Here is a 21,035-nt window from a genome sequence, read left to right as displayed (position 1 = left end):
CTCATCGGAAGGGGCACACAGAACAGGCATGGTGCTCGAACCGGCGCAAAGCGCCGGAGCATAATCGGGAATGGGGTAGGGCGGACCCAATTGCGGCGCCTGAAGCCCCGGCCGCCCCCGCGACTGTAAGCGGTGAGGGACTCCGATCCGCCACTGGGCCGTCAAGCCCGGGAAGGCTGGAGGTCCGTTTCGAACCGCGAGCCAGGAGACCGGCCCTGCAGTTTTTGACGCCAACGCCGGCGGGTGTGACGGCAGGAGGGATGTAAATCATGCATATCGAACCGGAAATCGTTACAGGCGCCAAGCTCGTGCTGAGTTACGCGACCGGGGCAGCCGCCGCCGGCTGCGCCCTCAAGCTCGCGGCCGAAACAGTGCGCGAGCAGGGGATCGTTTCATTGGCGGTGCGCACCGTCGCAACAACGGTCCTGGTCTTCTCGTTTTTCGAGTTGCTGCCGCATTTCCGGGTCGGGGTCTCGGAGGTGCATTTCATTCTCGGCTCGACGCTGTTCCTGCTTTTCGGCGCGGCGCCGGCCGCGTTCGGGCTGGCGCTCGGTCTCTTGTTTCAGGGGCTGTTCTTTGTGCCAACGGATCTGCCGCAATACGGCATGAACGTGACCACGCTGTTGGTGCCGCTATTTGCGATCCGAGCGCTTGCCGAGCGCATCATTCCCCGCAACACCGCCTATGTTGACCTGCAGTATCGCCAGGCATTCGCGCTTTCGACCGCCTATCAATCCGGCATTGTGGCATGGGTCGCCTTCTGGGCTGTCTACGGCGCTGGTTTTGCGGCCGAGAACCTTACCGCCATCGCGTCCTTTGCCGCGTCCTATGCGCTCGTCATCGTGATCGAGCCGCTGGCCGATTTGGCCGTGCTGGCGCTGGCGAAGTCGATGCGGGGCATCACCGCAGACGGTCTTGTTACCTATCGCCTGCACAACGCGGCCTAGAGATGACGTGGGGGGCGGTCGCAAGTCGCGGCCACCCCTTGCGCGCGACAAGATGCAAACGCTCTTCCTGATAGGCATTGGTTGCGGCGATCCCGAGCAGCTTACGCTTGCCGCGATCCGTGCGATCAACGCAGCTGACCTCGTCCTGATTCCGCGCAAAGGCACGGCGAAATCCGATCTCGCCGACCTGCGCCGAACCATTTGCGAGCGAGTTCTCACCAACGGTCGCACGCGCGTCGCCGAGTTCGATCTGCCCGTGCGTGACGCCGGGCAGGAGGACTACCACAAGGGCGTGGACGAATGGCACGACGCCGTCGCCGCAAGCTGGTCGCGCGAAATTGCGGACCATCTCGGTAGTGACGGGCGCGTTGCTCTGCTGATCTGGGGCGATCCTTCGCTATACGACTCCAGCCTGCGGATCGCTCGCAGGCTCGATCCGTTGCCGACGATCGAGGTGGTGCCAGGCATCACGTCAATCCAGGCGCTTTGCGCTGCGCACTCGTTGCCGCTGAACGACATCGGCGAACCTTTTCTGGTGACAACAGGGCGGCGGCTGCGCGAAGGCGGCTGGCCGCACGGCACGGACACCGTGGTCGTCATGCTCGATGGCGGCGCGGCGTTCCAGTCGCTCGACCCGGGAGGACTGCACATCTGGTGGGGCGCCTATCTCGGCATGCCCGACCAGATCACCATGTCAGGTGAGCTGGCCGAGGAGGGCCCACGCATCGTCGCCGCGCGGCGGCAGGCGCGCGAAAGGCATGGCTGGATCATGGACAGTTACATCCTCAAGCGCCGGTCATAGCGCGCTCGGGCGAGAGCCCGTCCGTATCGTTAACGCCAGCATCAGAGGCAGAACAGCATGCTACCCGAGTGGGTCTATCAAGAGTGCCCGGGCATCTCGACCGCCCATCGCGATGCGGCGCTGGCCCGTCAGGCTCAACTCACCAAGCCGGCCGGCGCGCTCGGCCGGCTCGAGCAAGTGGCGACCGAACTCGCCGGCCTGCAACAAACGGAGCGGCCTCAGGCCGAGCGCGTGCCGATCATCGTCTTTGCAGGCGACCACGGTATCGTCGCCCAGGGGGTATCGGCCTATCCTCAGGAAGTAACGATCGCGATGATGTCGAATTTCGCGTCGGGCGGCGCAGCGATCTCCGTCCTTGCGGGCGAGCTGGGCTCAAGTCTCGAGATCGTCGATGCTGGAACGCTCGCCGAACAACCGATCCCGGGCGTCGTGACTGACAAGCCGCGCCGGGGCACCAGGGACTTCAGCAAGGAAGCGGCGCTTGAGTTGGTGGAGGTCGCCTTCGCCGTCGACTGCGGCAAGCGCGCGGTCGCACGCGCCGCCGCAACAGAGCCTGATCTTCTGATCGTTGGCGACATGGGCATCGGCAATACCACGACTTCGGCGGCCATCGCCGCGGCCTTGCTTGGCGTGAGCGCCGCACAGATGACCGGCAGCGGGACCGGCATCGATGCAGCCGGTCGTGCGCGGAAGGCGCACTTGATTGACGCAGCGCTGGATTGTCATGGTATCACGAGACCACCTGCTTCTCCCGAACACATCCTATGTGCGGTCGGCGGTCTCGAAACTGCTGCGATTACGGGCGCGATCATCGCCGCCGCACAGCGTCGCCTCCCGATCCTGATCGACGGTTTCATCGTGTCCGTCGCGGCATTGACGGCGGTGCATCTTAATCCGTCGTGTCGGCCCTTTCTCTTATCCTCGCATCAATCGGCCGAGCAGGGGCACCGCCTGGTTCTTGAGGCCCTGAATGTGCAGCCGTTGTTCAATCTGGACCTCAGGTTAGGGGAGGGATCGGGCGCCGCGCTCGCATTGCCGATCCTGCGGCTTGCATGCGCTCTGCACAATGGCATGGCGACCTTCGCGCAAGCCAGCGTTCCGAATCGCTCATAACGCGACATTCTGATTGACCGACACAATCCGCCAATCGTTCCGTAGCCGATCAATTCGGGTGATCGACAGCGGATCGATAACAAAGCGCAACGCTGCTTGCGGTGCGATGTCGAGGGCTACGCAGAGCGCGGCGCGAATAGTGCCGGAATGCACGACGAGCGTTGCTGGACCAGCAGCTATTTTACGTAGTCCATCCCGAACCCTCGCAATTTGATCTTCGAAGCTCTCGCCGCCGGGTGGGCTTGAACGAGCGGGATCCTTCCAGAACTCGGCGTACCCTTCTTCTCCGAAAGCGGCGAGATCGTCGTGACGTCGGCCGGTCCAATCCCCGAAGTCCTGCTCCCGAAACTCAGGCACCGGGATTGGATCAAGCTCAAATGCGCGCGCGGTATCGAGAGTTCGTTGAGACGGACTCGCATAGCTTGCGGCGTCCCGCGGCAAGCGCCTTCGCACGGCTTCCAAATGCGCCCGATCGCTGAGATCGGCCGGAGCGCCCGAAGGGGAGATCGTTCCTTCGATAGAATCGACGACCGCATGCCGGACCAACCAAAGAAAGGCTTCCCCTTCCATCCCATATCTCCGAGATGCTTATCAATGCGAGAAACATCTTGAATATTCGCCCGCGGACGCTTTACCGCGACCAAGGATTAATATCACAGCCGGAGCAAAATGCCTATCTCAACACCTCCCGGCGCCGCCGCCGTGCAAGGAAGGCGCGTTGTAGCCTCGCGTCACGCTAGTTTCTCATGACAGCGCTCGTGCCCTCTCTCGTTAATGCGACGGCGATGGGCGCCCGCGCTGAAGTAGCAACTCGTTGCGAGCGTGGCGGTCGTCCACTCGACCATGCCGACGCCGCTGGTGCCCCGATCCCTACGCCATGTTCAGGAGAACGCGGAAGCTACGCTGTCCGCGGAGGAGGACAGCTCATGATCGCATCCTGGGAGTAGTTCTAAGCTTCGGATTCTTGGTTGCCATCGGCCCCTGTTCTGGAATCGACATCGCCCGGCTCGCGAATGCGTCGGCATCGAGCTAACTGAGCTCCCGAATGTCTCGAACGATCGCCGGGGGATCCTGCGCGTCGTCGCGGGCGCGCCAAGCTGTCCGGCGCAGAGACCTGCTTTGCAGGCTTACGGCTCAATCGGCGGCGACCTATTGCGATACCACTGGCTGACATGATCAGGCCAACAGCGAGAATAACTATAAGCTGGTGCGATGTGTAGCAGCGTCGCTCCTCCCACGCTGACTTCCCGCTCGGCCGCCGAAAGGGGCAACTGAGCTCGTCGAGAGACGACCATCGTCATTCGATGCTCCGTGGTGGCGTGTTCGGCGTGTCCGGTTGAATACGCGTATGTCCAGAAACCGACGCCGAGGCGCAAGTATTCCGTCGCCGCGGCGCGAAGCACATGGTTTTCACTCTTAAAGCAACGCTCGTACAACGTGCTTGGTGGCACGTCGATTGCTGGGACACGGTAAAAGATCCGCACGACCATGCCGCTCTCCCAGCCATTGGCGCAGGAGGTGCGACATCTGACTGTTCTCGACAATCTGTAGTCATCCCGCGCGTCTCGCCGGACGCATCGCGACGTGCGATCTGATCTGGGTCGAGTGGTGGGAGGCGAATGAGATAGCTGATCGAAATGCGCTGCTTCAGTAACGAGCCAAAGAAGAAATTGATGTGACGCGGCCGCAGCTGTCATCGCGGCTTGGCCTGCTTCTTGCTACCCGATCGTCGGCAAGTCGTCGATAACAGATCTCGGGAAGAATTTATGGGCGGGGCAGCGGAAACGTTTTACGGCGTCATCAGACGTCAGGGTATCACGCGTCGCAGTTTCCACAAATTCTGCAGTTTGACGGCAACGAGCCTCGGGCTCGGTCCGCTCGCGGCAAGCCAGATTGCCAACGCGCTGGAGACAAAGCCGCGTGTGCCCGTGATCTGGATGCACGGGCTCGAATGCACCTGCTGTTCGGAAAGCTTTATCCGCTCGGCCCATCCGCTGGTCAAAGACGTGGTGCTGTCGATGATCTCGCTGGATTATGACGCCCTGATCATGGCGGCGGCAGGACACCAGGCCGAAGCCATCCTCGAGGAGATCCGCGCCAAGTACAAGGGCGAGTATGTGCTTGCCGTTGAAGGCAATTCGCCGCTGAACGAAGGCGGCATGTTCTGCATTGATGGCGGCAAGCCGTTCGTCGAAAAGCTCAGGGCGATGGCGGAAGATTCCATGGCGATCATCGCTTGGGGAACTTGTGCGTCCTGGGGTTGCGTGCAGGCGGCCAAGCCCAACCCGACTGGGGCGACGCCGATCGATAAAGTGATCACGAACAAACCGATCATCAAGGTGCCCGGCTGCCCGCCCATCGCAGAGGTCATGACCGCCTTGGTGACCTTCATCACGACGTTCGGAAAGCTTCCCGAGCTCGACCGCCAAGGACGTCCAAAGATGTTCTATTCCCAGCGCATCCACGACAAGTGCTACAGGCGTCCCCATTTCGACGCCGGCCAGTTTGTCGAGGGGTGGGACGACGAGTCCGCGCGCAAGGGCTATTGCCTCTACAAAATGGGCTGCAAGGGGCCGACCACCTACAACGCCTGCTCGACCGTTCGGTGGAACGGCGGCGTTTCCTTCCCGATCCAATCCGGCCACGGCTGTTTCGGCTGCTCCGAAGACGGCTTCTGGGACAAGGGCTCATTTTACGATCGACTGACGACCATCAGGCAATTCGGCATCGAGGCCAACGCCGATCAGATCGGCATGGCCGCTGCCGGCGCGGTCGGCCTAGCCGTTGCCGCGCACGCGGCGGTCACGGCCGCGAAGCGGCTGACCCGTAAACCGGGCCGCGTAGCTCAGGAACAATAATCGAATTCAGAAGGACAACGATGGGCGCCCAGACACCCAATGGGTTCAAACTCGACCATTCCGGCAAACGCATCGTCATCGATCCGCTGACCCGGGTCGAAGGCCACCTCCGCGTGGAGGTCAATCTCGATTCCGACAATGTGATCCGCAACGCGGTCTCATCCGGAACTATGTGGCGCGGCATCGAGACGATCCTGCGTGGACGCGATCCTCGCGATGCCTGGGCGTTCACCGAGCGGATTTGCGGCGTCTGCACCGGCACACATGCGCTCACCTCGGTGCGCGCGGTGGAGAACGCGCTGGGCATCACCATTCCAGAGAATGCTAATTCGATCCGCAATATCATGCAGCTCTGCCTGCAGGTGCATGATCATCTTGTGCACTTCTATCACCTGCACGCGTTGGATTGGGTCGACGTGATTTCCGCCCTCAAGGCCGATCCCAAGGCGACCTCTGCGTTGGCGCAATCGGTCTCGTCCTGGCCTCTATCATCGCCAGGCTATTTCAAGCATCTGCAGATCAGGCTCACCAAGTTCGTTGAATCAGGACAGCTCGGCCCTTTTAAGAATGCCTATTGGGGGCATCCGGCCTATAAGCTTCCGCCGGAAGCGAACCTGATGGCCTTGGCGCATTATCTGGAAGCGCTCGACTTCCAGAAGGACGTCGTCAAGATCCACGCCATCTATGGCGGCAAGAACCCGCATCCGAATTGGCTGGTCGGTGGCGTGGCCTGTGCCATCAATGTCGATGGTACCGGTGCAGTGGGCGCCATCAATATGGAGCGGCTGAACCTCGTATCCTCGATCATTTGCCGTTCGATCGAATTCGTCGAGCAGGTTTATCTGCCCGACGTTGCCGTGATTGGCTCCTTCTACAAAGACTGGCTCTATGGCGGCGGTCTCTCGGCTAAGAGCATAATGTCCTATGGCGACATTCCCGAGAACGCCAATGATTATTCCGCGAAAAACCTCAAGCAGCCGCGCGGCGTGATCCTCAATGGCAATTTCAGCGAAGTCCTGCCAATCGATCACGGCGATCCCGAGCAGATCCAGGAGTTCGTCGCTCATTCCTGGTACAAATATCCTGATGAAACCAGGGGGCTGCATCCCTGGGATGGTATCACCGAGCCGAATTTCCAGCTCGGGCCCAACGTCAAGGGCACCAGGACCGACATCAAGGAGCTCGACGAAGGCGGCAAATATTCCTGGATCAAGGCGCCGCGCTGGCGCGGCAACTCCGTCGAGGTGGGACCGCTGGCGCGATACATCATAGGTTACGTGCAAGGCAAAGCGGAGTTCAAGGAACCGACCGAGAAGCTGCTGAAGACGCTCGATCTGCCCTTCGCTGCACTCTTCTCGACGCTCGGCCGCACTGCGGCGCGTGCGCTCGAATGCCAATGGGCCGCGCACCAGATGCGCTATTTCCAGGACAAGCTTATGGCGCATATCAAAACGGGTGACACCGCTACCGCCAACGTCGATAAATGGAAGCCGGAGAGCTGGCCGAAGGAAGCCAAGGGCTACGGTTTCACTGAGGCGCCGCGTGGTGCGCTGGGGCACTGGATCAAGATCAAGGAGACCAAGATCGACAACTACCAGTGCGTCGTGCCGACGACATGGAACGGCTCGCCGCGTGATCCAAACGGCAATATCGGTGCATTTGAGGCCTCGTTGATGGATACGCCGATCGCTGATCCGGAGAAGCCGCTGGAAATCCTGCGCACGATCCATTCCTTTGATCCATGCCTGGCCTGCTCGACCCATGTGATGGGGCCGGATGGCCAGGAAATGGCAACGGTCAAGGTCCGCTAGGGGAGGCGGCATTGCTGGACAAATCTCCGCAAGCGCTAACCGCCGCTGTCGCGGCCGACGCGGTACGCTCCGGCCTCAGCGCCGAGCGTGGCGTCGTCTACGTCTACGAGGCGCCGGTGCGGCTGTGGCATTGGATCAACGCTGCGGCAATCCTGGTGTTGGGCCTCACCGGTTATTTCATCGGCAGTGCGATACCGACCATGCCGGGAGAGACAAGCGACAATTTCCTGTTCGGCTATATCCGCTTTGCGCATTTTTCCGCAGGCTATGTGCTCACGCTCGGCTTCCTCTTCCGCATTTACTGGGCGTTCATGGGCAACCCCCATGCTAAGCAGATTTTCTATGTGCCGCTCTGGCGCAAGAGCTATTGGCGCGAGGTGTGGCACGAGATTCGCTGGTACGCTTTCGTTGCGGCCGAGCCGAAGAAATATGTCGCGCACAATCCGCTGGCCCAGCTCGCTATGTTCTTCATGTTTACGCTGGCGATCGCGTTCATGATCGTCAGCGGCTTTGCGCTGTACGCGCAGGGCACCGGCAACGACAGCTGGCAGTACAAGCTGTTCGGCTGGGTGTTTTCGATTTGGCCGAACAGCCAGGACGTCCACACCTGGCATCATCTCGGCCTGTGGATGATCGTGACGTTTGCGCTCATCCACATCTATACGGCGGTTCGGGAAGACATCGTGTCGCGCCAGAGCATCGTCTCCTCGATCATTTCTGGCGAGCGCGAATTCCGCGATTGATGGACGATGCAGATGCCAACTCCGGAGAATACGAAACGGATCCTGGTGCTCGGCATCGGCAATATCCTGTGGGCCGATGAGGGGTTCGGCGTGCGGGTGGTGGAGCAGTTCCACCGCCGCTACGACGTCCCTGACAATGTCACCATGCTCGATGGCGGCACGCAGGGGCTCTACCTCGTCAATTTTCTCGAGGAGGCCGATTGCCTGATCGCGTTCGATGCCATCGATTATGGACTCGCGCCCGGGCACTTGAAACTCGTGCGAGACGAGGAGGTGCCGAAATTCACCGGCGCCAAGAAGGTGAGCCTGCATCAGACCGGTTTCCAGGAGGTCTTAAGTGCGGCCGACTTGCTTGGCCGCTGCCCGCGAGAGCTCGCTCTAATCGGCTGTCAGCCACTTGATCTGGAGGATTGGGGCGGGCCGCTGACCGCTCCGGTGCGCACTCAGATTGCGCCTGCGATCGAACTGGCTTGCGAACTGCTGGCGCAGTGGGGTTCTCCGGCAAAACTGCGGACCGCGCCGCTACCGGAGTCGGAGCGTCTGCTCGCGAACGACATCGACCATGCAAAGTATGAGAGGAGGGCGCGGCCGATCTAGCGGCTCGCCGATTACCATGTGCCTTGGCTTGCCAATGACGATTATTGAGACCGACGGCATGTCGGCGCTTTGCGAATATGCCAATGAACAGCGGCGCGTCTCAGTCATGCTGCTCTCCGAGCCGCCGGTCGGTGCCAAAGTGCTTGTCCATATCGATACCGCGGTGCGGCTCTTGGATGACGACGAAGCGCGGCTTATCGCGGACGCGCTTGAGGGCCGTGATGCGGCCCTCAATGACGACAATTGTGATCGTTTCTTTGCGGACTTGATCGGTCAAGAGCCGCAACTGCCCGAGCACCTGCGCTAGCCTGGCGCCGCCTCCCGGACACTGCCTGCCCATCTTTGCCAATCAGAAGCCAAACTTGCAGCCGAAACGAGCTTCACGTGGAATATGTCGAGCAGGTGCTGATCCGAGCGGGAACGCAATCGCGAAAGAGCAATGGTTGGCACGCGCCTTGCTACACCTCATCCAGCAGAACCATGGATTATCAGAGAGGCGGCTGATGGACTTTCAGCCCGGGAAACATGATCTGACGCGGCTCCATCTGTCCGAGGTGGGGACCGCAAGCGTCGCACAAGCGAAAGACACTCGTCATGATCGCCAAGATCCGGGAGATCTCTATCGATCGCATTGCGAAGCTCATTGATCGCCCGCGCGCCAATGGCGCGTCTGAGCATCGTCCCTCAGCACACCAACGGAACGTCGTATCATGAAACAGGTTTCCGGGTCGCGCCCCATAGCGCCGAGAAAATGCGAGCAGCCGATGAGCGTGTTTCCTATCGCCGCGGAAAGTCTCGACTCAGCCCATAGCGGGCTGACGGCTGCGGGTGCGCTCGCGAGGCCCGCTTCGGTCAATGGCATCGAGCTGGCAAGGAACTGTCCGAGTGCCATCGCGCTGTTGTCTTCCGTCGCGGCTGCCGCTGCCGGCCAGAAGAGCGACGTACCGACGCAGCTGTTCAGGCTCGGGAATCTCAGCGATCTCGAGCGCAAGCTGATTGCGGACGTGCTTGGGGAGGGCGAGCTCGCCGGCGTCGTGGCGCTGCCGGCTGGCCGCGTGGCGCAAATCCAGGAATCGGTACTTGCGGGAATCTGGCGCGTGCGCATCGAGACCGACGCCGCACACGAATATGTCGAGGTCGGTGCGATCCCGGAGATCGTGCGGCGCGCCGCAACCGACCTGACGTCGAGCGATCTCATGATCGGCGCGGCACCGGACGGCGCGATGAACGTGCTGCCGGTGCTCGCGGAAATCCGCGAGCGGGCATTGGCCTGGCGGCCGGACATGCGCTCGCAGATCATCAACTTCACCCTGCTGCCGATGAGCCCGGTCGACCAGGCGTTTCTGCAGCAAAGCGTCGGCAACGGGCCGATCCAGCTCAGCTCGCGCGGCTACGGGACTTGCCGAGTGCTTGCGACGGGCATCCGGAACGTCTGGTCGGTGCAGTTCTTCAATGCCATGGACACCATCATTCTGGATACGCTGGAGGTCGGCGGCGTGCCAACGGCTGCGTTGGCCGCCGAGGAAGATTTCTGGGATTCCGCCGAACGCCTGCAAGAAATCATCAAAGCTTACTTCGAATGACGAGCTTCGAGAATTGTGGCGTCCGGAAGGATATCGCAGACGGCTCGCGCATGGAGTGCGGCATCTGTTGGATCGTCTATGACCCAGCTGAGGGGGATGAGGCGACGCAGATTGCAGCGGGAACGCCTTTTGCCGGGTTGCCCGAAAAGTGGCGTTGTCCAAATTGCGATGCGCCCAAATCGAAGTTCATGGCGATTGAAGATGACGTCTGACCGCGAACAGCATTCCCGCACGAGCATGCACGCCGATGCGTCGGCGTGGGGCGAGATGCTCTCGGCAGCCTATCGGGATATCGCGGATCGCACCATGCGCGACCTGCCGATCTTCAACGAGGCCTTGAGCGTCGAAGCCATCGCCTTTCGCGCGCGCGAGGGCAGGATCGTCGGCATGATGGTCACGCCCTGGTTCATGAACGTGGTCACACCCATGCGTGACGGCATTTCGCAATCGTCTCCGGGCCCGGGATCGAACCTGCGCTTGCGATTTCCGGCCGGCGAGATCGAATTCACCGTCAGCGACCTGGTGCCCGTGGGCTCGATCGCGAGCTACTCACTGTTCTCGCCGATGTTTGAGTTCGAGGATATGGCGTCCGCGCGCGCCACCGCCGAAGCAGCGCTCGCGGCGCTGATGTCGCCGGCCAATCGCGCGGCGTCACATGGGACAGATGCGCCACATATCAGTTCGTTCGACCGCCGGCATTTCTTGCACGGTGTACTGACGGAGCGGCGCGCATGAGCCTCGCCGTCCGCAACCAGATCGATGTTACCGTATCGCTTGCTGGCGACGCAATTGCCGCGGTCGAGATTCCGCCGTGCGCCCGGCCGCCACTGGCGCGGCTATTCGCCGGCAAGCCGGCCGCTTCGTTGCTCAACGTGCTGCCGCGAATCTTCTCGTTGTGTGCCGCCGCGCACCAGGTGGCATTCCTGTCCGCGATCGAGGCGGCGCGCGGCGAAAACATCAGCCTTGCGACGCGGCAGCATCGTATCGCCATGGTCGTTGCCGAGCGGCTAGCGGAATTGCTGCGGGGCCTGTTTGTCGGGCATTTCGCGCTGGATACCACCAGCGCCGCAGCGATCCGCGCCCTGATGGAGGGGGTATCGGCACTTCTCAACAGCTCAGAGCCCGGCTGCGGCCAGGTTCGACGCGAGGCAACAGCGCGGGTTCCGATTGCGCTGGCAGCGCTTGGCATAACGAACGAAGACGGCGCGCCGACACTCGGTAACCCACTCGCGCTTCGCATCGCGGCTCTCGAGGAAGACGCGTTGAACCCAATGCCGACGCAGCACTCGTTTTTGTCCGTTGCCGACGACCGCGGCGTCATTGAACGGCTGCTCGCGGATGATGCAGGATTTTGCCGTTGCCCCGACCTGGAGGGCCGCATTCCCGAGACAGGTGCGTGGGCGCGCCAAATGATGCGTGATCAGCTCACGCTAGGCCGGTCCGGGCCGGCCGAGCGGCTGAAGGCGAGGATCGCGGAAATCGTGCGACTGCACGCTTGGCTCCGCTCCAGTGCTTATGTTGAAACAGCGGAGGATGGGATCGTCGAAAGCTACAGGCTGGGGCCGGGCCGTGGTGCGGCCGCGGTCGAATGCGCAAGGGGACGACTCTATCACGCGGTTGAGCTTGATCGTCAGGGGCAGATGTTGCGCTTGGAATTTCTTGCCCCAACCGAGTGGAATTTCCACGCGCGCGGACCGCTTGTCCGCAGCCTGCAAGGCGCGGTGCTGGCCGCGAAACCGCGGGGACTGGGTGCGGTTCGCTCGATGGTCGCATCGTTCGACCCTTGCGTCGGGTTCACTCTCAATTTTCGCGAAATTGGCGATGCATGAAATGGCGCTTTGTGAGGGCATCGTCGAGATCATCGAGGAGGAGGCGCGCCGGCGATCGTTTTCCAGGGTGAAGACCGTGTGTCTGGAGATCGGGGCGCTCAGCCATGTCGCTCCCGAAGCGATGAAGTTCTGCTTTGCGGCCGTTGCCGCGCGGACCATCGCCGATGGCGCGGTTATTGAGGTCATCGAATTGCCTGGCGTCGCCTGGTGCATGGCCTGTTCGAGGAGTGTTGAGATTGCGCAGCGCGATGAGCCGTGTCCCTGCTGCGGCAGCTATCAGCTGCAGATGACCGGGGGCGAAGAGATGCAGGTGAAAGAGCTGGAGGTCGATTGATGTGTACCGTATGTGGCTGTAGCGAAAGAACGCCCTCCATCGAACGCGCCGACGCGCAAGGTGCGCAAACCCAGGGCCATCACCATGATCATGCGCATGATCACTACGGTCACCACCGTGATCATGTGCATAGCGGTCAGAACGTGCATGATTCTCACAACCATCACCACGGCCATTATCACCATCATGATCATAGCCATCAACATGCTCAGGGCGGAGGGGCGCTTGTGGATTGCGGTGCCGATCCGGCCGGCTTGAAGATCGCGGGTATGAGCAGCGAGCGAACCATTCGGATCGAGCGCGACATCCTTGGCAAGAACAATAGGATCGCCGCCGACAACCGCGCGCGCTTCCTGACCGATGACCTGCTCGTGTTCAATCTTGTTTCCAGTCCGGGCGCCGGCAAAACCTCGCTGCTCGTCCGCGCCGTCTCCGAACTGAAGGATAGCCGCCCGGTTGGTGTCATCGAGGGAGACCAGCAGACCTCGAACGATGCCGATCGCATTCGCGCCACCGGCGTGCCCGCAATTCAGATCAATACGGGCAAGGGCTGCCATCTCGATGCTGCGATGGTCGGTGAGGCTTATCGCCGCTTGCCGCCGCTCAAGGGCGGTATTCTCTTCATCGAGAATGTCGGGAATCTAGTTTGTCCCGCGGCGTTCGATCTCGGCGAGGCCTGTAAGATCGTGGTGTTCTCGACCGCCGATGGTGAAGACAAGCCGCTCAAATATCCGGATATGTTCGCCGCATCGTGGCTGATGCTGATCAACAAGATTGATCTGGCGCCGGTGGTCGACTTCGATTCAGCCAAGACCATCGAATATGCGAGACGCGTCAATCCGAACATTGAGGTGCTGACGGTTTCGGCGCGTACGGGCGAGGGCTTTGCCGCGCTCTACGCCTGGATCCGGAAGCAGGCTGCGAATCAGAGGCGTCCCGTCGGTGACGCATTGCCATGAGCGCGAGCGGCGACGCCATCATCCGCGGCGGAACGCGGCTGCGGGTGCGCGTCAGTGGCGCCGTGCAGGGTGTCGGCTTTCGTCCGTATATTTATGGTCTCGCTACCCGTTATAGGTTGGCCGGGTTCGTCGCCAACGATCCTGATGGCGTGATCATCGAGGTTGAGGGCGACCTTACGTGCGAGTTTGTGGCCGCTTTGCCACTCGAAAGCCCTCCATTGGCGCGGATCGACCACATCTCCGTTCAGGAGATTGATGCGCTTGCGGCGAAAGACTTCTCAATCCGCGCCAGCGAACACGGGAGGGGCTCGACGCGGATCGTCGCCGATGCCGCGACATGCCAGCAATGTCTCGATGAGTTGTTCGACCCGAACAGCCGCCATTACCTCTATCCCTTCATCAACTGCTCTCATTGCGGCCCGCGCTATACCATCGCCGAACGCCTTCCCTACGATCGCCGCAACACGGCGATGGGGGAGTTTGCGATGTGTGCCGCCTGCGCGGGCGAATATGCCGATCCGGCGAGCCGCCGGTTTCATGCGGAAGCGATTGCATGTCCGACATGCGGTCCTCGGCTCAGTCATGGGATCAACGACATTGCCGCGGGGATCGATGGCGGCCAAATCGTCGCAATAAAGGGGGTTGGCGGGTACCAGCTGCTTTGCGACGCTCGCAACCATGACGCCGTGCAGCGTTTGCGCAGGAGGAAGCAGCGCGACCAGAAGCCGTTCGCGGTCATGGTTGGTTCCGTAGAGCAGGTCAGCGAGATTGCGGAGGCGAATGCCGCCGAGCTCCCACTGCTCGAATCTGTCGCCCGTCCGATCGTCCTCCTGCCGTCGCGCAACAATCTAGCGCCGGCGATAGCCCCTGGCCTGTCGCGGGTCGGCGTGATGCTGCCGGCGGCCCCGTTGCATCACCTTATCTTCCATGCGCTTCGTTCGACAGGTGCATGGCATGGGGCTGAAGGTCCGGTCATTGTCAGCACCAGTGCTAATCCCGGCGGCGAACCGCTCCCGATCGACAACGCGGAGGCGCTGCGGCGGCTCGCGGGCATCGCCGATCTTATTGTGACCCATGATCGCGATATTCTGACGCGCGCCGATGATTCGGTAGTGGCGGTGGTGGCGGGGCGGCGCCAATTCATTCGTCGCGCCCGCGGCTATGTTCCCGAACCGATCCGGCTTGCGAGGTCTGTGCCGCCCGTCCTCGCCGTCGGCGGCGCGTTGAAATCGACCATCACGGTCACACGGGGCAGTGAGGCCTTCGTCTCCCAGCACATCGGCGATCTCGATACGGCTGAAGGCATCCGCTTCTTCGAGGAGACGATCCGGCACCTCACATCGACCCTCGACATCGATCCTGTCGTCATTGCCCATGATCTGCATCCCAACATGGCGGCCACCCGCTTTGCGGAAGCAAGCGGCCGCGCGCTGGTCGCTGTTCAGCATCACCACGCGCACGCTGCGGCCGTCATCGCGGAGCATGGCCTTGCGGGGCCTACGCTCGCCCTTCTCCTCGACGGCTATGGTTATGGCTCCGACGGCGGCAACTGGGGTGGCGAACTCTTGTTGTGCGAAGGCGCCGGGTTTCGACGGATCGGGCATTTCGCGCCGTTGCAAATGCCTGGCGGAGATCGCGCAGCCCGCGAGCCTTGGCGCATGGCGAGCGCAATATTTCACTTGCTGGGACGGGAAAACGAAATCAGGCCGCGCTTTGCAGCACAGCCTCAGGCCGAGCGTCTGCCGTCAATGCTCGATCAGCCCGGCGTGGCGACCACGACCAGCGCGGGCCGACTGTTCGACGCAGCGGCGGCGCTGCTGGGGATCGCGACTTTGCAGAGCTATGAGGGCGAAGCCGCGATGAAGCTCGAGGCGCGTGTGCGGCGGACTGCGGTGCTTGAAGCGGGCTGGATAATCGATGGCGACGTGCTGTCCTTTCGCCCGCTGTTTGCGCGTTTGATTGCAGACAACGTCGGCGCCACGGAGGGAGCGGGGCTGTTTCATGGTACGTTTGCCGCTGCCTGCGTTGACTGGGTCGCGCGCGCGGCGCGGACAACTGGCGTTACCGCCGTCGTTCTGAGCGGCGGCTGCTTCCTGAACGCGGTACTCGCGGATGAAATCGAGCGCGGCTGCATTGCGGCCGGCCTCACTCCGCTGCTGCCACGGCAGGTTCCGCCCAATGACGGTGGATTGAGCCTCGGACAAGCCTGGATAGCCGCTCTGCAGATTGCAGAACGGCCGTCAGCCCTGGAAGGAACAGCCTAATATGTGTCTCTCAGTACCAGCTGAGGTCGCGAAAATTCTTGCTGATGACATGGCCATCGTGTCCATCGACGGCATCAGCAAGGAGATATCGATCGCGTTCATCGACGATCTCGCGGTGGGGGACTACGTCCTTGTCCATGTCGGTTATGCCCTGGCTAGAATTGACCCGGCGGAAGCCAAGCGCACGCTGCAGCTCCTACAGGAGCTGGGCAGCGTGGGGCAGGACCTCCAGTCATGAAATATGCCGACGAATTTCGCGACAAGACCATCGCGCGGGGGCTAGCGCGTGTGATTGGCGCCGAAGCCGATTCGCAAAGGAAATATCGGTTCATGGAATTCTGCGGCGGACACACGCATGCAATTTCCCGCTATGGCCTGGAGGATATGCTGCCTGCGAATGTTCGCATGATCCACGGGCCGGGTTGTCCCGTCTGTGTTCTCCCCGCCAGCCGGATCGACATGGCGATCAGGCTCGCCGAGCAGCCGGAGGTCACTCTCTGTGTCTATGGCGACCTGATGCGCGTGCCCGGCTCGCAGGGAAAATCCCTGCTGAGCGCCAAGGCGTTCGGCGCCGACATTCGGATGGTCTACTCGACGCTCGATGCGATCCGGATCGCCGAACAGGCGCCGAATCGAGAGGTGGTCTTTTTTGCCATTGGATTTGAGACCACGACGCCGCCGACGGCGGTGATGATCCGGCTTGCCGAGAAGAAATGGCTGAAGAGTTTCAGCGTGTTCTGCAACCACGTGCTGACTCCCTCGGCGATGCACAGCATTCTCGAGAGTCCCGATATCCGCAATATCGGGCGGGTCGAAATCGATGGCTTCGTCGGGCCTGCGCATGTCAGCACCATCATCGGCACGGAACCTTACGAGGTCCTCGCAGAACAATTCGGCAAGCCGATCGTGATCGCGGGATTTGAACCGCTCGACATGATGCAGGCGATCCTGATGCTGGTGCGGCAGGTGAACGAAGGCCGACATGAGGTGGAGAACCAATACAGCCGTGCGGTGACGCGGAAAGGCAATCGGCGCGCCCAGGAAGAGGTGTCGGATATCTTCGAATTGCGTGACCAGTTCGAATGGCGCGGGCTCGGGCTCGTACCCCATAGCGGACTAAAGCTAAAGCAGGCTTACGCTCAGTTCGACGCCGAGATGCGTTTCACGATGCACGAAGTGCGCGTCGCCGATAATCCGGCGTGCGAGTGCGGGGCCATCCTGCGCGGCGTGAAGAGGCCGGTTGACTGCAAGCTGTTCGGAACCGTCTGCACGCCGGAAATCCCGATAGGATCCTGCATGGTCTCATCGGAAGGCGCCTGTGCCGCGCAATGGACGTATGGACGGTTTCGCGATTATCGGTTGAGGCGGGCGTGATGAGAGCCTATCAACGCAAGCTCGACATCAAGAACGGACGGGTCGACCTGTCCCATGGCGCCGGGGGACGCGCCATGGCGCAGCTGATCTCCGGCCTGTTTCACGAAGCCTTCGGCAATGAATGGCTCGCCCGCGGCAACGATCAGGCGGCCTTCGATGTTGGCGCCGGCAGGATGGTGATGACGACCGATGGCTATGTGATTTCGCCGCTGTTCTTTCCCGGCGGCAATATCGGATCGCTCGCGGTGCACGGCACGATCAATGATGTCGCGATGGGCGGCGCGCGTCCGCTCTATCTGTCGGCAAGTTTCATCATCGAGGAGGGCTTCCGCTTTTCGGATTTGAAGACGATTGCGGATTCGATGGGCGAGGCCGCGCGCGCCGCCGGCGTTTACATCATCACGGGCGACACCAAGGTCGTCGAGCGCGGGAAGGCGGACGGCCTGTTCATCTCGACGACGGGGGTCGGGGTTTTAGCCGATGGGCTCGATCTCTCCGCCGAGAAGGCAAGGGTCGGCGACCGCGTGCTGGTCTCCGGCAGTCTCGGCGACCATGGTACGGCGATCATGTCGAGGCGCCAGAATCTCGCTTTCGAGACCGAGATCGTCTCGGATTCCGCAGCGCTGCATGATCTCGTAGCCCTAATGGTTGCGGCCGGTGGCAGCAGCATCCGGGTGATGCGCGACCCCACGCGCGGCGGTCTTGCGGCGATGCTCAACGAGATTGCGCATCAGTCGGGCCTCGGGTTCCATCTGCAGGAAGAGGCCATTCCGGTGAAGCCGGCGGTTGCCGCCGCCTGCGAACTCCTTGGGCTTGATCCGCTACATGTCGCCAACGAGGGCAAGCTCGTTGCCATCGTGGCGCCTGACATGGCCGATGCCGTGCTTGCAGCCATGAAGGCGCATCCGCTCGGGTGCGATGCGGCTGATATCGGCGAGGCCGTAGCCGACAATCATCAGTTTGTGCAGATGTCAACCAGCTTTGGTGGCGGGCGAATTGTCGATTGGCTGTCGGGCGAACAATTGCCCCGGATCTGTTGAGCGCAATCGCACTTATGCCATTTCGTTGTTGCTTTGACGAGATCGCCCTGCGATCCTCATGAAGCACTCGTTCGCCTCGAGCGCATCAATCAAACCGAACATGCGGGATGGGACTCGAAGCGGAACGGCGCGCACGTCGATCCTCGACATCAAGCCCTGCTCTCAACATCAGTTGTGTGATAAATTCCTTCTTCTCACAAACATTAAATGAGTGTCAGGGAGTGGCTATCGCTCCCGCTATCATGCTAACCGGTCTCCTTAGCATGGACATCGACGGAACGCAGATTTCGCGGCTAAAGCGGACCGATTGATATGGCGCAAAGACACAGGGGAGCGCAGCGGTTAGGGTGATGCTGACATAAGCGTGGGATAGTAACCGTTGCAGGCCTCAATCCTGAAAAAGTATTGCGATGCCCGCCTGCCTTGGTACACCATCTATCCAACTGTACCGGAGTTCTCCCCGGCTGTCGGCGCACAGGATTGTGAGAAATGGCTGAGGCGCCTGCCGGCTGACGACTCCGTGTCGCTCTATCTCCACATTCCGTTCTGCCGGTCGATCTGTTGGTATTGCGGCTTCCCTACGGCCATCACTCGCCGGGTTGCGCCGATCCTCAATTATTTGTCGGTGCTGCGCGAGGAGATCCGGTTGGTCGCGGAGCAAGCGCCGCAAGCGCTGCCCGTGAGCGACGTGCACTTCGGCGGCGGAACGCCGACCGTCATCGAGCCAGCGGAGTTCCTGGCCCTGATGGAACTCCTGCGCCGCCGCTTCGCGTTCAGGAAAACGGCTGCGATCGCCGTCGAGATCGACCGCGCACGTTCACGGTCGAGACGGCCGAAGCCTTAGGAGCAGCCGGCGTGAACCGCGCGAGCCTCGGCGTGCAGAGCTTCGATCCCATTGTTCAAAAAGCGATCAACCGGGTCCAGAGTAAGGCGCAGACGGCCGCTGCCGTCGAAAATCTGCGCCAGCACGGAATAAGCCGCATCAACTTCGACCTCATTTTCGGTCTCCCAAATCAGACGGTGCAGTACTGCGTCGAGAGCGCGACGACGGCGGTGGCCATGCGCCCGGACCGGCTTGCGGTTTTCGGCTACGCGCACGTTCCTTCGTATATGAAACGTCAGCGCCTGATCGATGAGGCAGCGCTGCCGGACAACGCTGCCCGCGCCGAACAGGCCGCGGCCGTGGCCGATACGCTTGTCGCCGCCGGCTATCACCAAATCGGGCTCGACCATTTCGCCTTGCCGGACGATGAGCTCGCAATGGCGCAGAAAGCCGGTCGCCTGCGGCGTAACTCCTTCGGTTATTCGGCCGACACCTGCAAAACCCTGATCGGCTTCGGCACGTCGGCCATCGGCCGTCTCGGCGACGGTTACGTCCAGAACGATGTTGCAACAGGCTCCTACAGCCGGCACATCAGAGCTGGCCGTCTGGCGACGTCAAAAGGCTACCGTCTCACCGATAAAGACCGCGTCCGAGCCGCGATCATCGAGCGGCTGATGTGCGATCTGGAGGCCGACGTGCCGGCAATCTGTGCCGCCCACGGAGTTTATGCGATCCCTTTTCTCGATTCAGCTGAACGCTTGTCGATGCTCGCCGAGGACGGGGTAGTCGACATCGAAAAGGGTTTCATCCGCGTGAGGCAGGAGCACCGCTTTGTGATTCGCGCTGTTGCTGCCGCATTCGACGCTTATCTCAACCGTTCACCCTATTAGCACAACAAGCAGCGTGAGCGGATCCAAAAGCATCACCGCTCGTCGCTAACAGGACGGCGCCTCGACCATGTAGAAATAGTTCTGTGGAATCTGATCCAGACTGCTGTCGGCTGCGGCAACGATGGCGACGCCGCTCGGCGAGCGTCACGTTGGAGACCCCGGCACTGCCGTATGCTTTGGGCACCGTAATCGCCCGGCAGGCCCAGCTTTGCAAGAAACGATCAACCGCGTCGAGCAGCTGGCGGGCTGGACTAGCCTGTAGCACTCTGGGATGTCATCAAGGCTCGTCCGGCTTCGGTCCCGAGACCAGTGGCGCGCCCCCGACGGAAACCGGCCCTTGTGGTTTCGGCGAGCGCACGAGTGTCTTGGCCGGCTCTGACACGGCATGGCCAGGCGTCGGACGAGGAACATGAGGAGGAGAAGCCGTGGGTGCCGGATTCTGCAATGAGTCGATTCGTAAAGTCAGCGCTGCGATTTGATCTGAGATTCGTGTTAAATCGGCCAGCTGGGCACTGATGCTGCGGTTGAGTTCGGCGAGCTCGTCGCTAGCCTTCTGTTGTCCCGACTGAATCTCCGACAGGGCCGCCCGGTCCTCCGGTGACAAGCCTGGCATTGTGGCGACTTCACGGGCGGCCGCCACCGTCTCGACAAATTGTCCGACGTTGGTCCAAAAATAGGCTCCTGCAGCGCACAGGCCAACGAGGACAACCACGAGTAGTAAAAGCCACGAAACGCGTCTCGACGACGTGTGCAATACCGGCGGCAAGTCCGAACCGGCCGTTTGATCCATCATCTCCATCATCCCTCGCTCGATGTCCGGGTCTGTGTTGGCTTTTCTCGTTGACGCGCTATGACACGATGGTCAAGAGCTGCAGCGAGCCGCGACCATCGACAAATCGTTATCCGCAACGTTGCCCTCATCGATTGGTCATCCAGTCCTATGATCGGTTCGATGTAACACTTTTTGCGCATGGCCGGCTCCTACATCATAGCGCCACCGCAAAGCAATAGTTCTCGTCTTCATCGGCCATGGCGCAGCATTTCCTCGCATTCAGAAAAAGCCTGCGA

Annotated in this window: 20 protein-coding genes, 2 pseudogenes and 1 riboswitch; of the genes and pseudogenes, 19 read left to right on the top strand and 3 right to left on the bottom strand. The window is 61.5% G+C overall.

Annotated features, from left to right (window positions below):
- The first annotated feature begins 12 nt into the window (after window positions 1-12).
- A riboswitch (cobalamin riboswitch) is annotated at window positions 13-233 on the top strand.
- Between the two features lie 36 nt (window positions 234-269).
- From KJQ96_RS24365 to cobT, 3 genes are read left to right on the top strand one after another with little or no spacing between them, the layout of a single operon-like run.
- Window positions 270-947: an energy-coupling factor ABC transporter permease gene (locus KJQ96_RS24365; protein ID WP_213253893.1), complete on the top strand. Its 678-nt coding sequence runs from the start codon at window positions 270-272 to the stop codon at window positions 945-947.
- A gap of 52 nt (window positions 948-999) precedes the next feature.
- The gene (gene cobF, locus KJQ96_RS24360) at window positions 1,000-1,749 is read left to right on the top strand and encodes a precorrin-6A synthase (deacetylating) (protein ID WP_213253892.1); all 750 of its coding nucleotides are present in this window, start codon (window positions 1,000-1,002) and stop codon (window positions 1,747-1,749) included.
- Window positions 1,750-1,806: 57 nt separating this feature from the next.
- On the top strand, window positions 1,807-2,862 hold the full coding sequence (gene cobT, locus KJQ96_RS24355; protein ID WP_213289018.1) for a nicotinate-nucleotide--dimethylbenzimidazole phosphoribosyltransferase: 1,056 nt from the start codon (window positions 1,807-1,809) through the stop codon (window positions 2,860-2,862).
- On the opposite strand, the gene KJQ96_RS24350 is transcribed toward cobT, so the two are convergent.
- The gene (locus KJQ96_RS24350; protein ID WP_213253890.1) at window positions 2,857-3,432 is read right to left on the bottom strand and encodes a histidine phosphatase family protein; all 576 of its coding nucleotides are present in this window, start codon (window positions 3,430-3,432) and stop codon (window positions 2,857-2,859) included. The genes cobT and KJQ96_RS24350 overlap by 6 nt on opposite strands.
- A 1,196-nt stretch (window positions 3,433-4,628) precedes the next feature.
- On the opposite strand from KJQ96_RS24350, the gene KJQ96_RS24345 reads away from it, so the two are divergent.
- From KJQ96_RS24345 to hemN, 16 genes and pseudogenes are all read left to right on the top strand, one after another.
- Window positions 4,629-5,720 (top strand): hydrogenase small subunit, encoded by a 1,092-nt coding sequence (locus KJQ96_RS24345; RefSeq protein ID WP_213253889.1) that lies wholly within the window; start codon window positions 4,629-4,631, stop codon window positions 5,718-5,720.
- A 20-nt stretch (window positions 5,721-5,740) separates the two neighbouring features.
- Window positions 5,741-7,531 (top strand): nickel-dependent hydrogenase large subunit, encoded by a 1,791-nt coding sequence (locus tag KJQ96_RS24340; RefSeq protein WP_057854118.1) that lies wholly within the window; start codon window positions 5,741-5,743, stop codon window positions 7,529-7,531.
- A gap of 11 nt (window positions 7,532-7,542) precedes the next feature.
- Window positions 7,543-8,274: a Ni/Fe-hydrogenase, b-type cytochrome subunit gene (cybH, locus tag KJQ96_RS24335; protein ID WP_057854117.1), complete on the top strand. Its 732-nt coding sequence runs from the start codon at window positions 7,543-7,545 to the stop codon at window positions 8,272-8,274.
- A gap of 12 nt (window positions 8,275-8,286) precedes the next feature.
- Complete coding sequence (locus KJQ96_RS24330) at window positions 8,287-8,871, top strand: HyaD/HybD family hydrogenase maturation endopeptidase (RefSeq protein ID WP_057854150.1); 585 nt, start codon at window positions 8,287-8,289, stop codon at window positions 8,869-8,871.
- A gap of 16 nt (window positions 8,872-8,887) precedes the next feature.
- Complete coding sequence (locus tag KJQ96_RS24325; protein ID WP_057854116.1) at window positions 8,888-9,178, top strand: HypC/HybG/HupF family hydrogenase formation chaperone; 291 nt, start codon at window positions 8,888-8,890, stop codon at window positions 9,176-9,178.
- A 457-nt stretch (window positions 9,179-9,635) separates the two neighbouring features.
- On the top strand, window positions 9,636-10,454 hold the full coding sequence (locus KJQ96_RS24320) for a hydrogenase expression/formation protein (protein WP_249734467.1): 819 nt from the start codon (window positions 9,636-9,638) through the stop codon (window positions 10,452-10,454).
- On the top strand, window positions 10,451-10,666 hold the full coding sequence (locus tag KJQ96_RS24315) for a rubredoxin (protein WP_057902165.1): 216 nt from the start codon (window positions 10,451-10,453) through the stop codon (window positions 10,664-10,666). Before KJQ96_RS24320 ends, KJQ96_RS24315 begins: the two co-directional genes overlap by 4 nt.
- Entirely contained in the window at window positions 10,623-11,189 is a 567-nt protein-coding gene (gene hybE / locus KJQ96_RS24310) for a [NiFe]-hydrogenase assembly chaperone HybE (RefSeq protein ID WP_375293202.1), read from the top strand. Before KJQ96_RS24315 ends, hybE begins: the two co-directional genes overlap by 44 nt.
- Window positions 11,186-12,283: a nickel-dependent hydrogenase large subunit gene (locus KJQ96_RS24305; RefSeq protein ID WP_213253885.1), complete on the top strand. Its 1,098-nt coding sequence runs from the start codon at window positions 11,186-11,188 to the stop codon at window positions 12,281-12,283. The genes hybE and KJQ96_RS24305 overlap by 4 nt, the downstream gene beginning before the upstream one ends.
- On the top strand, window positions 12,276-12,617 hold the full coding sequence (gene hypA / locus KJQ96_RS24300) for a hydrogenase maturation nickel metallochaperone HypA (RefSeq protein WP_057854112.1): 342 nt from the start codon (window positions 12,276-12,278) through the stop codon (window positions 12,615-12,617). The genes KJQ96_RS24305 and hypA overlap by 8 nt, the downstream gene beginning before the upstream one ends.
- Window positions 12,617-13,576, top strand: a complete 960-nt coding sequence (gene hypB, locus KJQ96_RS24295; RefSeq protein WP_213289016.1) for a hydrogenase nickel incorporation protein HypB — start codon at window positions 12,617-12,619, stop codon at window positions 13,574-13,576. Before hypA ends, hypB begins: the two co-directional genes overlap by 1 nt.
- Entirely contained in the window at window positions 13,573-15,840 is a 2,268-nt protein-coding gene (gene hypF, locus KJQ96_RS24290; protein ID WP_213289015.1) for a carbamoyltransferase HypF, read from the top strand. Before hypB ends, hypF begins: the two co-directional genes overlap by 4 nt.
- A 49-nt stretch (window positions 15,841-15,889) precedes the next feature.
- The gene (locus KJQ96_RS24285; protein WP_309142463.1) at window positions 15,890-16,078 is read left to right on the top strand and encodes a HypC/HybG/HupF family hydrogenase formation chaperone; all 189 of its coding nucleotides are present in this window, start codon (window positions 15,890-15,892) and stop codon (window positions 16,076-16,078) included.
- A complete protein-coding gene (gene hypD / locus KJQ96_RS24280; RefSeq protein ID WP_213289014.1) occupies window positions 16,075-17,214 on the top strand; it encodes a hydrogenase formation protein HypD in 1,140 nt (379 codons plus the stop codon). Before KJQ96_RS24285 ends, hypD begins: the two co-directional genes overlap by 4 nt.
- On the top strand, window positions 17,214-18,254 hold the full coding sequence (gene hypE, locus KJQ96_RS24275) for a hydrogenase expression/formation protein HypE (protein WP_057902171.1): 1,041 nt from the start codon (window positions 17,214-17,216) through the stop codon (window positions 18,252-18,254). The genes hypD and hypE overlap by 1 nt, the downstream gene beginning before the upstream one ends.
- 379 nt (window positions 18,255-18,633) lie before the next feature.
- A pseudogene (hemN, locus tag KJQ96_RS24270) lies at window positions 18,634-19,967 on the top strand (oxygen-independent coproporphyrinogen III oxidase).
- Between the two features lie 57 nt (window positions 19,968-20,024).
- Here the strand turns inward: hemN and KJQ96_RS41790 are convergent.
- Window positions 20,025-20,202 (bottom strand): annotated as a pseudogene (locus KJQ96_RS41790) (SfnB family sulfur acquisition oxidoreductase); the annotation flags it as partial.
- A gap of 42 nt (window positions 20,203-20,244) precedes the next feature.
- A complete protein-coding gene (locus KJQ96_RS24265) occupies window positions 20,245-20,769 on the bottom strand; it encodes a hypothetical protein (protein WP_249734464.1) in 525 nt (174 codons plus the stop codon).
- Window positions 20,770-21,035: the final 266 nt, after the last annotated feature.

Source organism: Bradyrhizobium sp. sGM-13 (assembly GCF_018398875.1).
Lineage (GTDB): Bacteria > Pseudomonadota > Alphaproteobacteria > Rhizobiales > Xanthobacteraceae > Bradyrhizobium.
This window is presented reverse-complemented; position numbering and strand designations above follow the sequence as displayed.